We start from the raw sequence: 16,757 nt of genomic DNA, 5'->3' as shown, positions 1-16,757 counted from the left end.
TTTTCGATCGCGTCCTGAACGGTCTGCGCCGGCACGCCCGCACTCGCGGTGTAGCCCAGTTTAGCCGCCGCCGAGAACTCGCCCAGCGCGTCGCACAGCCGGTTCAGCGCCTGCCGCAGCTCCTCCGGCGAGGAGTCGAAATACGTTTTCAGCTCCGCCGCCTGCATGTCGGCTGGTCGGGCAGGTCAGCTAACCGCTTCGTGAACGCGCCCTGCCGATATGATTCAAATCCCATTATGAAATACCTTCTGTCCGGCGTTCCGCCGTTTGTTTGAGGTATAGAATAGCCGATTTTTCCGAAATTGCAAGAAAAACTTTTGGATTTTTGCGAATTTTTTCGGGGAAAGGGAAAACCCCCGAGGAAAATTTCCTCGGGGGTTTAGTTATGCCTTCAAATCAGCAAAACTGATTAGGAATGCATGTAGTTGTTAACGTCAACAACGATCAGGTTGATGTAATCGTCGCCAGCCTCAGAGTAAACAATTACGTTGTTCTCTACGGTGCCGTCTGCATTTACATCCTCAGCAACGTCGATGTCGAACGCACCAACGCCTACCTTATCGTCGGAGTTGACGTACAGGATAGTGGTTTCGCCAGCCTTGATCTTGTTCTTCGTGCTCAGGTCGCAGATGCTATTATCAAAGGTGATAGCGCCGGTGCCTTCGTCGTAAGAAGTGATCTTGGTCAGTGCATAGTACTCGCCGTTCACGCCGGTGGTGGTCTTGTTGTCCAGACGAGTCAGGTCAACAGTGCCATCGGAGTTGTTGGAGTACTCAAACGCGGTACGCTTGGTGATACCGGTGTTGGTATCCTCAGACTTGAAAGTAACTTCCTTGGTGCCGTCCCAAGCCTTGATGAAGGTGTACTTGGTACCATCGATAGTCTGCTCGTACGGATCGTCCAGAGCGTAAGCATAGTTGCTGTTAGAAGCGCCCGGCAGCTTGGTGTCCATAGTAACAACAGCTACCTGTGCGTATGCGTTGCCGGAAGTCAGCTCGCCCAGAGCCTCAACAGACTTCAGAGTGGTCTTGCTCCAGTTAGCAACGTCCTTACCGGTAACTACCTTGTAGTCATCGGTCTTGTACTTAACGAATACAACAGCATCGCTCTTGAAGAACAGCTTGCTATTAGTGTCATTTTTCTGGCCAGCCAGAGTTACATTACCCTTGATGTTGCCGTCAACATCCTGAGAAGCAGCGGTAGCATAGATATCGTAACCATTGCGAGCGGTGCCGGAAACCTTCTTCAGAGTGTACTTGCCCTTGGATACCTCATAGGTAGCCAGCTTCGGAGAACCGAAAGTTACCGGAGTATTATTGTATCCGTACTCGGAATCAGAATCCAACTCAACAGTCTTGCGGGAACCGTCAGAGAACATCAGGTCAGCAACCTTGGAGTTGCCAAGACCATTGGAAGAACCGGTTTCGATAACCATTACCATGTCAGCAGTGCCTGCGGTAACAGTGTCAACGAACTGAACAAAGCCGTTAACCAGAACAAGCTTTACAGTTGCGTTAGAGGACGGCCAGTCTTCGATAACATTGGTAGTGCCAGCCTTGTAGTCAGCGGTGTACCACTTGCCATCGATCATTACCTGATCGTTGCCCTTAGTACCAGTAACCTTGCCTTCAACAGTCTCAGCCTTGGTGATCAGGCCCTTGTCATCAGCATAGTTGCCCTTGGAGGAGATTACAGCGTAGTCATCCTTTTTGATGTCGGACGGATAGTTGTAGTCATCATCCTTGCGAGCGCCGCCTGCATTGATGTAGTCGGTGCCAACGTAGGTAACCTTCTTAACGGTGTAAGTGGTCACCTTCAGAATGTTGATCTTGCTGCTGTCAGTGTTAGAGATAGCCTGAACAGAAGAAGCCTTGCCGATGTTATCGCCTTCGGAGTGAGTAGCAACCCACTCATCGATGGTAGCAGCAGTAGTAAAGGTAGTGTTCTTGGTGGTGCTGAAGTCAGCAGCAACCAGTGCGCTGTTCGTGCCAGTGCCAGTAGCCTTACGGTATACCTGCGCACCGTCAACGTATACGATAGAACCGGATGCGATGGAGTACTTGGTGCCATTGATCTTCAGCTTGTTGCTATCCATCTTAACGTTATCCATTACGTTGGAAACAACAGTGTTGTCATCGGTCATGGAGTAAACGCCAAATACGTTGTCCTTGTCCTTGTACAGAACCTTAACCTTCTGATACTTCAGAGCGGAGTAGTCCTTGGTAACCTTAGTGAAAGCATCCAACTTCTTGCCAGTGCTCTCAGTCGTGTTGATGGTTACGTTCAGAGAGTAAGTGTTCTTATCGGTATCCTTGGTTACATCGTTCAGAATACCAACGGTCTTGTTCAGACCCATGTACTTCTCGCCAATGGTCTTGTTCTCGCTGCCATTGTAGTTGTACTTGGTGTAAGCGTCATCACGCCATGCAACAGTTACAGCATCAATAGCATTGTAGATCAGCTGTGCAGCGTACTGACGCGGGCAAGCTGCGGTGAAGGAAGTGTTTACGTCCTCCAGCAGACCAGCCTCATCAGCCAGTGCGTTGGTCTTTGCAGCCCAGCCTGCACCTACCAGACCTGCCTTGGTTGCATCGTAACCCAGAGTTACCAGCAGCATCTTAGCTGCTTCCTGAGCGGTTACCTTGTCGTTCGGGCAGAACTTGGTGTTGCTCTTACCAGCAATGATGCCCAGGGACTGGCAGTACTTGATGTAGCCACGAGCCCAGTGGGAACCAATGTCAGTGAAAGAGGTCTTGTCATCGTTGTACGCAGAAGCGTCAGAGTTACCGGTACGCAGAACGTAGATCATCTTCGCCATCTGCGCACGAGTTACAGTACCGTTCGGCTGGAAGGAGCCGTCTTCGAAACCTTCGATAACGCCCAGCGATACCAGAGTGTCCACTACATCAGACTTAACCTTGATGTCGGCCTGATCCGTGAACGCTGCACCAGCAAACATGGTGAATGCGCAAGCAAACGCCAGTACCAGTGCAAGAACCTTTTTGAGATTCGCGTAAAAATCCAGAAACTATGGTATAACTCGTGAATTCAGAATATATTCGCGGATTTATTGAACTATTTTAGGCCTTATGCATTTCTTTGCAAGCGCCATTATATGGATACTGCGAGTGTGTGAGAAAAACTCTGTAAATAAGATTCTTCTATGATAATTAAGGGCGATGAGCTTATGGATTAGGCTTGTTGCTCTTGTCTTATATATAACAGCTGCATGCAGACATGTCAAGAACAGGCGGTTTCCTGCCTGTCTTCTTGACCGGTCTTCCAATTATTCAGGTAAACGTCCTGTTACAATATATTTGCCTCGGACAAGTGGCAGCTAGCTACGAGCCGAGACATCTCGTTGCTTAAGCTGTTAGAATAGGAAGGTAATGGTCTGACCCTTTCTTCCAAGGGCTTCGTGCCCGTTGTTAAGTCAGTCAGCCATCCTCCTGTTCGCAGCGTTCGATTTGTGCAGGTAGAACCGCGTGTTCGTGTCACCAAACAGATAGAATCGGCAATGGGTAAAGATGGCTCTGTCCATTGCAAATTCTTTCAGGAGTGATGAACATGAATGCAGCAGGCATTGACGTTTCCAGCAGCAAGAGTACCGTGGCCGTACTTCGTCCTTTTGGCGAGGTGGTAAAACTGCCATTCGATGTGCGCCACAGCGCCGAGGAACTGGCCTCTCTGGCAGAACAGCTCAAATCCATTGCGGGCGAAACACGAGTAGTCATGGAGCACACCGGACGTTACTACGAGGGCATCGCCAAGGTTCTCCACGAGGCCGGGATTTACGTTTCAGCGGTCAATCCTTTGCTCATCAAGGAGTACGGCAACAACTCTCTCCGCAAGGTCAAGACCGACAAGGCGGATGCTATGAAGATTGCCAAATATGCTCTTGACAATTGGAGTGAATTGCGTGATTATACTCCTATGGATACGATTCGATACGATTTGAAAACTATGAACCGTCAGTTTCAGCTGGCAATCAAGCAGAAAACTGCTGCCGCAAACAACCTCATCGCACTTCAGGAACAGTCTTTTCCCGGTATCCGCAAGCTGTTTGACAGTCCTGTACGCAGTGACGGCACGCAGAAGTGGGTTGATTTCACCCATGATTTCTGGCATACCGATTGCGTTCGCAGCGGCAGTTTGAACGCTTTTACCGAGCGTTACCGCAAGTGGTGCAAGCGAAACCGTTACCAGTTCAGCACGGAGAAAGCTGCCGAGGTATACGCTCTGGCAAAGTCCGCCGTTGTACTGGTGCAGAAAACATCTGTCACGAAAACGCTCGTTCAAGAAGCTGCAAACCAGCTCACAGCAATCTCTCGCAGTGCTGAAACGTATCGCAGCGAGATGAACAAGCTGGCATCTCAGCTGCCCGAATACTCTGTCGTCATGGAAATGTACGGTGTTGGTGAATCCCTCGGGCCTCAGCTCATGGCGGAGATCGGTGATGTGCGCCGCTTTGAGCGTAAACAGTCGCTTGTTGCTTTTGCAGGTATTGACCCCGCACCGAGCGAATGGCTCTATCCCGAATTCTGTGTAAACTCCGCATTGGATGTAAAACAGAGTAAAATATTCACAAGGTGGCATTGTAATTCGAGACCGCCTTTGTAACAAGATAACGCCGATTATGGCGAAAGTCAAGCCTGGCACGTAGTTGCGCCAATCGCTCAGTCTGGCATCCGATCCTCAAAATAGACTGCCAGCTGAGCATGGATCATACTCCAGTCCTGACGGCGGCCGGTCCACTTTTGGGTAATATCCATCATTGCCAGATACAGCATTTTGAACAGACCCTCATCAGTCGGAAACACGGATTTCGTTTTTGTTACCTTGCGAAGCTGGCGGTTAAAACCTTCAATTGCATTGGTCGTATAAATCAGTCTGCGAAGCTCCTGCGGAAATTTGAAATAAGTGCTGAGATTTGCCCGGTTTGCCCGCCAGGACCGCGAAATAGTGGGATATTTCTTATCCCAGTGCTCCGAAAAGGTATTCAGCGCCATCAATGCCGCATCCTCATCAACCGCAGCGTAAACCGCCTTCAGATCAGCCATAAGCGCTTTCAAATCCTTGTAAGATACATATTTGCTGGAGTTTCTAATCTAATGAATAATACAGTTTTGAATCTCAGTCTTAGGAAAAACTGCCTCAATTGCCGTAGAAAATCCACACAGATTGTCCGCACAGGCGATAAAAATATCTTCAATCCCACGGTTGCGCAGACTGTTCAGTACAGTTGCCCAGTATTTTGCGCTTTCGTTTTCACCAACCCACATGCCGAGAACATCTTTGTGCCCGTCCAGATCAATGCCAATCGCGATATAGACAGCCTTCTTCACGATGTGTCCCTCGCTGCGCACATGATAGTGGATCGCATCCAGAAATACTACCGCGTAGACCGCCTCCAGCGGCCTCTACTGTCATTCCTTTGCGACAGGCAGAATCTTATCCGTAATGCGGCTTACCGTCGTATCAGAGACATCTACGCCGTAAATATCCTGGATATGTGCTTCGATATCGCCGGTTGTCATGCCCTTGGCATACATCGACAGAATCGTCTCCTCGATATCCTGACTGATACTGGTTTGATTCTTTTTCAGCAGCTGCGGCTCAAATTCACCCTTGCGATCCCGCGGAACTGCTACTTCTACATCGCCGAAACTGGTGCGGAGTGTCTTACTGCTGTGGCCATTACGGCTGTTTTCGGTATTTTTGTTGCAATAATCGTACCTGCTGTACCCCAATTCATCATCCAGTTCAGTTTCCAGACCGTCTTTTATGAATTCGGCAATTGTTTCTTTGAACAGATTTTGGATGTCATCCATGCTGGTGATGTTGCTCATATCCAACAGCTCTCGGATTTTTGATCTTCGTGCATTCTCTTCCGGTGTTCGTTTCTTTACTGGCATTTTGCTTCCCTCCACGGTTATATCTCTATTTTACACCTTCGTAGAGGTTTACACAAAATTTGGGATGGCGTCTGAAAAGCGCATGGAATTTCACCTAAAATGACTTAAGCTACACTTGGAAATTTCTTTTCTGCATAAATCGCAGCGATTCTGCCACCTCACCGGAGCACCTTGCCACTAAAAACTCAGCCAACGCAAGCACTGGCTGAGCATATATCAATTTCCCCAATACTTGGTCGCGCCCCACATTCGTGCGATGTTTTTCACAACATACAAAACGCAATAATAGTCCGTGAATTTCAGTCTTCGCCGCTATCTTTCTGCTCAGAGGTCCTCTAACTACATTCATACAAGCCTAAAGGCGCAGCTTTTGAGATACCTGCTCAAAAGCTGCGCCTTCCCTATTATTTAACTTTCGCACATACCGCTCTTATAATTTGACCGCGCTTCATGCCCTCAATGCCTTTTGCACGGCGTCCCTTCTCTCTCAGCACACTAATGTCACGGCATTGCGCATATCCGGAGTCCGACAGCAGTAACACTGCCTGATCTGTATACAACACCTCCGCCAAGCGATCCGAACCTTCCACATACACCAGGCAAACGCCTTCTCCGACATGTCCTTGCGCTCTGAGCTGCGCCTTTTCTTCACTGTCCGCACGCAGCACAAGCAGCTTCCTCTGTTGAGAAACAGCTGTTAAACTACGCTTTGGCTGATAAACCAAACAGCAGCATAATCTATCGTCTGTACCTGTTTTCATACGCATACCTTTGGTCAGTCCACCGCCAATGTCTACGCGCTTGTACAAATCCGAAACATGCGTACGTAGTGCCTGTCCCTTTTCGCTAATCAGCAGAATATCATCAGTAGCCTTACAGAAGCAAGCTACCGCCAGAGGTGCCTCGCCTATACGTACGACCTGCCGCTGGCCCTGCCATGCACACAGTTTGTCTGCTGGTAAGCGTACTATATCGCCATTTTTCGCTCCACAAATCAGCGAATCTGCATCCTTTTCACATGGAATCATGATACCGCCCGCTGCCAACGCTCTGCGGCATTCTTCCCACGCATCTGCCTGTAAAAATTCTTCTGCACTGACCTCGGCTAGCAAATACCACGCCGTTCCTTCTCTGCTAATTACAATTTTATCCGCAGATTGTGAAAACGGCCATATCGTTTTAACGCGGTCTATGGTCTTATCCGCAAAAATCTTCTCATCACGGCGTGCCCTCTTTGTCCCGTTATAAACGAATTCCTTTTTCGGCACTTCTTTTAAGACACCGCCTGGCAAAACTGCAATCAATGTATCTTCGCAAACCGCCATCTTCACTTCTTCCGAAGAATCTGCAATTGGATCTCCATCCCCATTGGTGATTTGAGGCTTCCAATTGATCTGCAGATCGTCAATGGTCATCAATTCGCTCAGAGGATCATCACACTGCGCGATCATAACCGGCTTATCCGCCAGCTTTCCAGCTCTTACATTCTCTTCGGCCTCTGCCACAACCTGAGTCACTGCATTCACCATACTAAGCCCGCTCGGTTTTTGATACGGCAATGCGGTTGTCTTTCTTGCATCCTTCTTCATTAACCGGATATCGCCCTCAAGCTGAATCTGCATTGTGTCATATGGTTCCAGCGTGTCAATATAAAGATCAAACTCCTCGTCCTCTTGTGCGACCAAACGAGTCGATCCTCCGCATACTGCCGATTGACCCTTTTCAAGCGTAGTCTGCTCCATATCTGTCGCACCGCAAATATATCGGTATAACGGGCGCTGCATTAAAATATGTAGCAGTTCACGCTGACCGTCTGCATTGGCATAGTCAAATGCTTTTACATTAGGATCTTCGATTTTGTGACCCATCAGCACAGAAATTGCAGCCCGAGAAGCATCAGTCGCTATCAGCTCCGTTGCAGCTTGATGCCGTAAAATGTAGGCTACTACTGTATTCTCGTACTCCACCCCTGCCTCTTTATCAATGGCCATCATTGCCTCGGCTTCAAAGAAAAAACCTTCTTCGACACCCACATCAATGCAAATATCCTTAAAAACGCGGTTCATTTCCTTTGCTGTACACCGTGTCAGCAGATTCGTACCTTGGCAAGCAAGCGGCATTTTGTCTATATCCAAGTCCGTATAGCCGTTTTCCTCCATGTACTCCTGCACCATACGCTTACGCTCTTCCAGCAGATCATAAAACTGCGGCAAAAGCGGCAAAAGTCTGTAACCGCTTGCGGTTTTACTGCCAGCTTTAACGGTTCTTGAGCTTTGCTCTTCTACTTCCCGTCGCTCTATGGAGTACAAATCATCTGCCATCTTACGGACATTTCCAAAGGACAAACCCGCAGCTTCTGATGTACGGCAGCCCAGCAAAAGCATGACCAGCAAAGCAATGCACTCTCCCTGCGTCGATGCCCGCTTGATCAACTCGTTATAAATTTTAATTTCTGCTTCAATCGTCAGCGATTTGGGCCGCCACTTGCAAAGTTCAGCTGCTTCGCGTACTGCCAACAACTGCTCCACAGTCAGCTGATTCAGGTCTGCCGGAATCACAAACGGCGCCAAGTCTCTGAACCGCATCGAGGAAAGTCCCGCTCGACATGCCTGCTCCACAAAGCTCACGAAAATACTCCGCGCTCTTTGATCCTGTGCATCACTGCCTTCAAAAATGTCAATTTTAGACGACCAAATCTGCTCCGCCGTTTCTTCTGTCAGCGAAGCATACTCAATGTCATTATAAATCTCAGCAATGTAATGGTAGAAAACACTATCATATGCCCTGCATGTGCTGTCAGCCCATTTGCGCGCATTCTGTATAGCCAAAATTACCCGCTCGTAAGCACCCCAAACGGTTAGTTTGCCATTTTTCGTTTTTTCGTTATATATTTTGCCCTTGCGTCTGCTGCGGCATGGCTTAGTTCGCTTTGTATTATAACTACCGGTTTCTTTTCGCTGAGTTGTGAAAAATGCCATTTATTTCACTCCTTATTCTGCTGCTTTATATTTATATAATAACATTTTAGCAAATAAATGTCATTATTGGTTAACTCAAATTTCATTATGCAACATAAGGACCTATTGCAAGATACAATAAGTCCTTATCTACAGGCATTAAAAAAGAGCCTTTCGGCTCACACATTACTATATTTTTTCAATTTTGACACCATGTTCAGTTTGAATTTTGACACTTGCCCCACGCTTCACCCGCAGATGTAGGTGCATGGCCACTTTCCATCTATCTTCCTTTTCCGTTAACAAATTATGGTATCTTCTAAGTTGTGCATCCAGTGTCATCAGCGCGATTCGAGCGCTGTAGTCCGCATACCATTCTTCGTATGTCTGCGCTGCTTTACATCCTAAGATTTTCTGAGTCTGGCCATCCGACATACCGCATACGGCGCGACAATAATGTTCAAAACTTGTGCGGATTACATCCGTTCGTGAAATTTTCGCATACTCCGGCACTACTTTTTGAAGCACCTCTTTTTCAAAAGCGCGCAGCTTCAAGACATCCCATCGGCGTCCGCCCTCACCTACAATCAGCGGAGCATCTACCTTTGCTCCTGCTTCCAATCGCGGCTTCAAAAGCACACTTAGCGCCGCCTGCGCTAAAGGGGTACACGGTATGCGCCGCAGCTTTCCGCTTTCACGCTCATATGGCTTCCACTCTGCAACTTTACCTCGATTTTGTACGGATTTTGCGCCAATTTCGATATATACCGCATCTTTATACCGCATTAAATTGTCAATATTTAATCCACATAGCTCTCCCGTCTTTACACCCGTGGTCAGATGAAGCAGTACGGTTGCATACCGTATATCGGTCTGCATCCCCTCTATGCATAAGGCCGTCAGCATCCGCATCTCTTCCAGACTAAGGGCACGTTGGTTAAGATTTTTGTCTGCCTTTTCTCCCTCACTGCGCACAGTAATCAGTACATTTTTCGCCGTATTTTCTTTAATTACTCCCCAGATTGCAGCTTCATCATACAATCGATTCAATGCACGCTTTAGTACATCGCCTTTCTCTTTATTCGCGGCTACTTCTTTTACCGCGCGTAAAGTCATGGTCTCCATCTTTTCCTGTAGCTCAGGCAATGGTGGGAGAATTCTTACTACCTGCCGCACCAGCTCTCGATGCTCTTCATCACTCTTTCCGTATACGCGCTCTATGCTTTCTTCCGGCAGCACTAGCAACAGCAGCTCTGGTGTCGCTTCTTTCATCTGACCGGCTCGTAACCATCCGAGCACCTGTCCGCTATGCTTTCGTATAATGTTTTCCGCTGCTTTTATGACGGCCGCATCTTTTATACCTTTTGCTGTGATCAGTTTATTTACACCTTTATCGTGCAGTATACTCCCATCTGGCTGCCTCATACTGATGTAGCATCTATCCTGCCCTTTAGCTGTCATCTCCATTTCTGTCACACGGAATGGCACTCCATACACCTTCATATTAGGCGAATTTTTGCATTTTCTTCCCACGATTCCCACTCTTTTCGTATATACTCTCGAAAAATAGGTATAAAAAAAGACCAATAAGAAATTTACTTATTGGTCTTTCTCTTAACTTTTTTGATATACAAAAAGCTCCACTATCGCATCTTTTTGCGACAGCAGAGCTACTTTACCCACTTTTCGATACTATTATTATACACCCGTAAGATTCTCTTGACAATCCCTCTTTGGTTCCAAGTGATTCTACCTGTGTTCCACTTTGTTCTACTCTTATTCTGCCACCTTTATGCATACCAGTATCCCAAACCGATCCTAAAAACGATTAACTCCGAACCGCTTTGCAGCAAAACAATCCCGAAGCACAGACTCAACAAACTGTGCTCCAGGAGTACGGCGTACCATTTCGTAAATTGTTCATATCATATCTTCCCGTGTTGTTTCTTCGCAAATTGTACTGCCTGGAGGCAGGTCAATTTGCACAAATTCCCCTGCAATATGCTACCTTACAACGGCTTTTCAAATGTCGTATTAGCAAGATATTAGCAGGAATCCCTTGTGACAGAGGGCTTCCAGGGGCCATTTCAAAATGCTATTAGCACAGATGGAGGATAATCTTATGAGCACCAACACACCCAACGAAAAAGGAACGCCCCAAAGCAGAACATACACCGTGAATGACATCGCAGCCATTCTCGGTATCGGCCGCGCTACGGCCTATAAGCTCGCCAACTCCGGAGCGTTCAAGACGATCCGCATCGGCAACATGATCCGTATCTCCAGGAAGTCTTTTGAAGATTGGTTGAAGGCGGAGGGGTTGGACGACGAAACAGAATAAAAGCAAAAGCTACTGTAGGCTATTAGCTTACAGCGGCTTTTGTGTATCTATATTTGAATATTGTTTTTTAGATTGGTCAATGTAGGCGAAAAATTTTGTCCTATAAAAAGTGTATATAAATGGGTACCAAATAGTTTGCATTTGTGATATAATAAAAATGGATTGTTATAAGTATTGAAAGAGGGTGATTGTTTGCCGGAAAATAACCTTATTTTAAATCGGTTTTTCACCCAAAATGTCTTTCTCGATATGCTTAGATCAAGTTCAAGTAACAATGTCACATATGGTGCAGTAATCAAGAGATTTATAAATGATCCTGAAAATTTAGAAAATGGAACATTAATAAGTGAGATATATCACTTTATGTCTAAGTCATATAGGAACGAATACTTCTACCAAAACACATTGCTCAACAAACTTTTACTTGGACGACATAGTATAAATACAACAACCGCATTAACACAGATTCCTATAAGCAAGTCAAAGGCTGATTTTATTTTAATAAACGGAAAAGCTGTTGTTTATGAAATTAAGACCGAATTAGATACATTTGACCGTCTTGAAACACAGCTTCGAGATTACTACAAAGGATTCAATCATGTCTGTGTAGTAACTTCTGAAGGTCAGTATGAACGAGCCCGAACTATTCTTGATGATACTCCCGTCGGGATTTATGTCCTAACATCAAAAAACACCATAAGCGCCAAGCTACGGAAAGAACCAGTCGAAAATAACTCTAGTTTAGACCATACTACTATATTCAAGATATTACACAAACAAGAATTCGAACGCATTCTGCTCGAATATTATGGTAAACTTCCAGAAACATCTCAAGCGTTTTACTATGGTGAATGTCTTAATCAATTTTCTAACATTCCAATTCTAGACGCATATGCAATGTCATTAAAACAATTGAAATGCAGAAACCGCATTGAGACAAGCACTTTGGCGCAAATTCCATATGAATTGAAATCTCTTTTTTACTTTGCAAACCCATCTAAATCCGAAATGGAAAAGCTTCGTGAATTTCTAAAACAGAAGTACGGAGGTTAGTCAATATGTATTTTCCTTATTTGCGAGGTCGGCAATACGAATTACTTGCATTACGTGAACTTGCCAACAACAATTTACTTGGAGACTATGTTATTCCAATCATCGAGCCTGTTAAATTGTCCCCTACCCTTGTGAACACTATGGCTGATTTCATTAAAACGAATCATCCTCTTTCTGTAATTCGTAATCCTGCTGTGGGTACATTTATGTCCGATTGGCAAGATGTTCAAGAAGAAACCAAAGAAGCGGGCTATAAACAGCGCTTTGCAGATCAGTATGAAAATCCAATAATAATAAAATCTATGATAATGCAAAGAAATGCGAGGGCATTGCTGAAGCATTGGGACAAACATGGAGTCAATAAAGAGGATCTCCTTGTGATAAATACTGATCGAGACTATTTAGATTTATATGAAACTGCTTTTGGGGAAGTAGTCCCTCGCTTTGCCTTAATGCCAGATGAAAGCGTTTTTAGACGCAAAGTTCGACACCATAAAGTTTTGCTTGACGATAAATTTGAAAAGCAGGAACGTAATGCTGATTATCAGGATGTTGTTGACGAATTCTTTTCAGATGACCATTTGTATTATAAAGAAGATGGATTTGTTGGATTTTCCGACTATTCAGTTGTTGGCAATGAATATTTAGAGGCTGGTTTTGCACCTTATGCTGTAGCAATCCATATTGTGTATTTTGCGAATAATGGATCTTTGAGAGTAAGGCACTTTGTTTCTGATTCCAATGAAGATATTACTAACCCGGCGTTGAAGTTTTATCAAGCCGTTTCAAAACTTGCTGAATGGTATAACGCCGACCCTCACCCGGTTCAATTGACTGAAGGTTTGAAAATCTTTTTGCAGCACTACGAACAGCAGTCTTATCCAGGACTGGGAACAGTCAAAAAACTTTCTCTCATGCATCACCTCGAATTGATGGGTAGATACTTAAGCGAGGTGTAAGGATGTTCTGTTGCAGTAATTGTTTTGCTGATGCTGAAATTAAAGCAATCATCAACGGCAACAAAAAAACAGGAGACTGTGACTTTTGCGGAAAACATAATGTTCCAGTTTATGAAATTGGCAAAGATACAACAATAGCCGAACTTCTTGATGGATTATTGGACATATATTCTCCTGTTTCCGAATTGCCAGATGGATTTCCTCGTGGTCAAACGGATCTAATTAAAAATATTCTTTATAATAATTGGAATATTTTTTCCGTAAAACCAGACATCATATATCGTCTGATTACAAAAATTTGTTCTAGTCGATATGAAGATCAACCAGAACTATTTGATAGTCCTGTGGGAATTAAGCAAAGTCTAGATCGCGATTACTTAGAGGAGAACTCTATTTTGAAGAATAACTGCTGGTCTGACTTTGTAGAAGGAATAAAAAGAAAAAACCGTTTTCATAGTGACTACATCAATACAGAGCGACTTTTTACATTTTTGCGTTGTGCAGTAAAAACACATCGTAAGGGAGAAACTTTATATCGTTCCAGGATTTGTCATGATGAAAAAGGATACAGACGCACTGAGATGGGGCCACCTCCAGATGACAAAGCAAGGGGTGGGCGTGTTAATCCTGTTGGAATTAGCATATTGTATCTCGCTGATGAAAAAGAAACGACACTATATGAAATTCGAGCCGGTGTGTATGACTATGTTACAGTAGGCAGTTTTAAACTACTGAAAGATATTGAAGTCATTAATCTTGCTAACATTGATCGCATTAGTCCGTTTATTGGTATTGATTATGGTTTTGATTTGACTCAGTATGCCGTAAATATTGAACACCTAAAAATGATTGCACAGGAGATCGCAAAACCTTTGCGAAACGACAATGTACTAGATTATCTCCCCACTCAGTACATTAGTGATTTTATCCGGAGCAAAGGTTACGATGGGATTGAGTATGGAAGCACCATGCGCAAACAGGGGTTCAATTTGGCAGTTTTTGATCCCAGTGTATTCAAGTGCACTAGCACGAAAGTATATGATGTAAAGTCAATTTCCTACGATTATAAACCAATTTGATTCAAAAAAACCAAAATGCCATACTCGATAATAACGCCACGAAGATAATGTTTGTGCAAAAATTGAATATCGTGTCGAACGCCATGGGCTAAAGCCTATGGCGTTTTTTCATGCCTAGAAATGCCCCTAAAGGAGTCGAAAATCCAATGTTTCTTCTCCTACAACCAACCGAAAGGCCACCGCCCATAGGTTTTCCCTTCCGGGGTATCCGGGCGGCATAGAGGCCGCCTTTTTTCCAAAAACAAACACTTTTCACACCGCCGAAGGGAGGTGATACCATGGCGGTATTTCGCATTGAGAAAACCCGTGACTACACGGTAATGTCCAACCACCATCTGCGCAACGCGGGGTTGTCCCTCAAATCCAAAGGGCTGCTCTTCATGATGCTGTCCTTGCCGGAGGACTGGAACTACACCACCAGGGGCCTGGCGAAAATCTGCAAGGAGGGCACGGACAGCATTGGCTCCGCCCTGAAGGAGCTGGAGCGAGCCGGGTACATAGTCCGTAACCGCCTCCGGGACAGCAAGGGCAAAATCGTGGATGTGGAGTATGTCATCTACGAGACGCTCCATCCCCCGGACACGGGCCAGCCGTGTGAGGACGAGCCGGATACAGCTTGTCCAGATACGGAAAACCCGGATATGGATAACCCATGTCTGGAAAACCGGCCGCAATTAAATAAAGAGAAAAGAAATCCTGAAGAACAAAATACTGATTCACCAAGTACGGAAGGATCAAATCCTATCCAATCAAGCCCCCAATCCCCCGCAGGGGCCAACCGGACCGGACGGGACTGGATGCGGGAACGAGAGAGCTATCGGGAACTGATTTTGGAGAACATCGAGTATGACATCCTCGTACAGAACAAGCGCATGGATCGTGACCGTCTGGACGAGCTGGTGGAGCTCATGGTGGATACTGTCTGCTCCCGCAGGGAGATGATCCGCGTTGCCGGGGACGACTATCCGGCAGAGGTAGTCAAATCCCGGTTCCTGAAGCTGAGTAGTTCCCACATCGAGTATGTGCTGGACCGTATGCGGGAGAACACCACCTATGTCCGCAACATCAAGAAATATCTGCTGGCTGCCCTGTATAACGCCCCAGCTACCATCGACAGCTACTACGCTTCCCTGGTGAACCACGACCTGTACGGCAGCGGAGAAAGGAGATGATGACTTATGCAGGAAGAAGTCACCCAGCGCACCGTTGCCCTCTGTGTGGAGGCTACCAAGCTCTCCGCCGGGATGCTGCAACAGGCCATGAAAAAAGTGCTGGACGAGATGCAGAAAGGAGTGACCGGCCACAAGACCAAGCTGCACCACGGCAAGCAGACCCTCCGGCAGCTTATGAAGCACAACACCAGCGTTTCCAACATCGAGATCACCGATCAGAACATCCGTGCCTTTTCCGCCACCGCCAAGAAGTACGGCATTGACTTTGCGCTGAAAAAGGACACCAGCGGCGAGATTCCCCGCTGTCTGGTGTTCTTTAAGGGCCGGGATGCCGACGTCATCACGGCGGCCTTCCGGGAGTTCTCCGCAATTAACCTGGAGAAAGAGAAAAAGCCCTCTATCCGCAAGGATCTGGAACAGGCGAAGCAGCAGGCCCAAGCCCAGCACCGCCAGCGGGAGAAGGTCAAGACCAAAGACCGGGGTGTGGAATTATGACGGTTGACTTGAAGAAGATTCTCATCCTCAACCTTCCGTATCTGCTGTTCGTGTATCTCTTTGATAAGCTCTGCCAGGCGGTGCGCCTGGCACCCGGCCGACGCCTCTGAAAAGTTCCTGCATTTGAGCCAGGGCTTTACGGAGGCGTTTTCTTCTGGGCTGCCCAGCCTGCATCCGCTGGACCTGCTGTGCCGTGCGCAATCGAGCAGTGCTACTGCCATGATCGCATTCGCGCCACCTATGCATGCAGTGTACAATTCTCCGCCTTGTTATAATCGTTGGTGCTTTTTTCATTGCTACCGCCATCACCGGCATCATACCAACCGACAAAGACGCTGCCTCACCGTGTCGGCATAAGGTTCAGAGCAAGCGCCTCATAGATGACAATCTGGTCTTTGACGTTACCTCACTGCTGCTGTTGAAATCGAAAGTTATGTAGGTGTTGATGCATTCCCCTTTCGCCTGCTGCTCGAAGTATACTCAGAATTTTGATTTCAGGTATCAAAAAAAGCACCTTCACGTCGTGCATTTTTTTGATACCACTGCCTTTCCATACGACTTTCCAATTTCGGGGTCTCCTACCCGGAGGTTTTCTAAGTGCTCCAAAAAATACAAAAAAACCGCTGATTTCTTACGAAATCAGCGGTTAAACATGGTTGCGGGGACAGGACTTGAACCTGCGGCCTCCGGGTTATGAGCCCGACGAGCTACCAACTGCTCTACCCCGCGATATAGATTTTATCGCAGCTCTCTTTCAGAGTGCTTATATACTATACCATAGGATAG

Annotated in this window: 10 protein-coding genes, 1 tRNA gene and 1 pseudogene; 7 read left to right on the top strand and 5 right to left on the bottom strand. The window is 46.3% G+C overall.

Annotated features, from left to right (window positions below; translation table 11 throughout):
- Nucleotides 1-409 precede the first annotated feature (409 nt).
- Nucleotides 410-2,959 carry an S-layer homology domain-containing protein gene (locus PGY33_RS08555; protein ID WP_270478219.1) on the bottom strand — a complete coding sequence of 850 codons (2,550 nt, stop codon included), beginning with the start codon at nt 2,957-2,959 and terminating at the stop codon, nt 410-412.
- A gap of 608 nt (nt 2,960-3,567) precedes the next feature.
- Here PGY33_RS08555 and PGY33_RS08550 point away from each other — a divergent pair.
- Nucleotides 3,568-4,620: an IS110 family transposase gene (locus tag PGY33_RS08550; protein ID WP_270478216.1), complete on the top strand. Its 1,053-nt coding sequence runs from the start codon at nt 3,568-3,570 to the stop codon at nt 4,618-4,620.
- A gap of 56 nt (nt 4,621-4,676) precedes the next feature.
- Here PGY33_RS08550 and PGY33_RS08545 read toward each other — a convergent pair.
- The 3 genes and pseudogenes from PGY33_RS08545 to PGY33_RS08535 all read right to left on the bottom strand — a co-directional run bounded on the left by PGY33_RS08545 (nt 4,677) and on the right by PGY33_RS08535 (nt 10,348).
- Nucleotides 4,677-5,915 (bottom strand): annotated as a pseudogene (locus PGY33_RS08545) (IS256 family transposase).
- A gap of 404 nt (nt 5,916-6,319) precedes the next feature.
- Nucleotides 6,320-8,893 (bottom strand): DNA gyrase C-terminal beta-propeller domain-containing protein, encoded by a 2,574-nt coding sequence (locus PGY33_RS08540; RefSeq protein WP_270478214.1) that lies wholly within the window; start codon nt 8,891-8,893, stop codon nt 6,320-6,322.
- Nucleotides 8,894-9,061: 168 nt separating this feature from the next.
- Complete coding sequence (locus tag PGY33_RS08535) at nt 9,062-10,348, bottom strand: hypothetical protein (protein WP_227600407.1); 1,287 nt, start codon at nt 10,346-10,348, stop codon at nt 9,062-9,064.
- A 646-nt stretch (nt 10,349-10,994) separates the two neighbouring features.
- Between PGY33_RS08535 and PGY33_RS08530 the strand changes: the two genes are divergently transcribed.
- The 6 genes from PGY33_RS08530 (at nt 10,995) to PGY33_RS08505 (ending at nt 15,971) form a co-directional block, all read left to right on the top strand.
- On the top strand, nt 10,995-11,213 hold the full coding sequence (locus PGY33_RS08530; protein ID WP_016147951.1) for a helix-turn-helix domain-containing protein: 219 nt from the start codon (nt 10,995-10,997) through the stop codon (nt 11,211-11,213).
- A 192-nt stretch (nt 11,214-11,405) separates the two neighbouring features.
- Nucleotides 11,406-12,266: a sce7726 family protein gene (locus tag PGY33_RS08525; RefSeq protein WP_016147950.1), complete on the top strand. Its 861-nt coding sequence runs from the start codon at nt 11,406-11,408 to the stop codon at nt 12,264-12,266.
- Nucleotides 12,267-12,271: 5 nt separating this feature from the next.
- On the top strand, nt 12,272-13,225 hold the full coding sequence (locus tag PGY33_RS08520) for a sce7725 family protein (protein ID WP_016147949.1): 954 nt from the start codon (nt 12,272-12,274) through the stop codon (nt 13,223-13,225).
- 2 nt (nt 13,226-13,227) lie between these two features.
- Entirely contained in the window at nt 13,228-14,304 is a 1,077-nt protein-coding gene (locus PGY33_RS08515; RefSeq protein WP_270478210.1) for an RES family NAD+ phosphorylase, read from the top strand.
- A gap of 278 nt (nt 14,305-14,582) precedes the next feature.
- Nucleotides 14,583-15,476, top strand: coding sequence for a DUF6017 domain-containing protein (locus PGY33_RS08510; protein WP_270478207.1), 894 nt, complete (start codon nt 14,583-14,585; stop codon nt 15,474-15,476).
- A gap of 6 nt (nt 15,477-15,482) precedes the next feature.
- Nucleotides 15,483-15,971, top strand: a complete 489-nt coding sequence (locus PGY33_RS08505; protein ID WP_270478204.1) for a PcfB family protein — start codon at nt 15,483-15,485, stop codon at nt 15,969-15,971.
- Between the two features lie 653 nt (nt 15,972-16,624).
- On the opposite strand, the gene PGY33_RS08495 is transcribed toward PGY33_RS08505, so the two are convergent.
- Nucleotides 16,625-16,700 (bottom strand) — tRNA-Met (locus tag PGY33_RS08495).
- Nucleotides 16,701-16,757 lie beyond the last annotated feature (57 nt).

This window comes from Butyricicoccus sp. AF18-9LB (genome assembly GCF_027684505.1).
GTDB lineage: Bacteria > Bacillota > Clostridia > Oscillospirales > Butyricicoccaceae > Agathobaculum > Agathobaculum butyriciproducens.
Note: the sequence above shows the minus strand (reverse complement) of the source record. Positions and strands in the feature narration are given on the sequence as shown.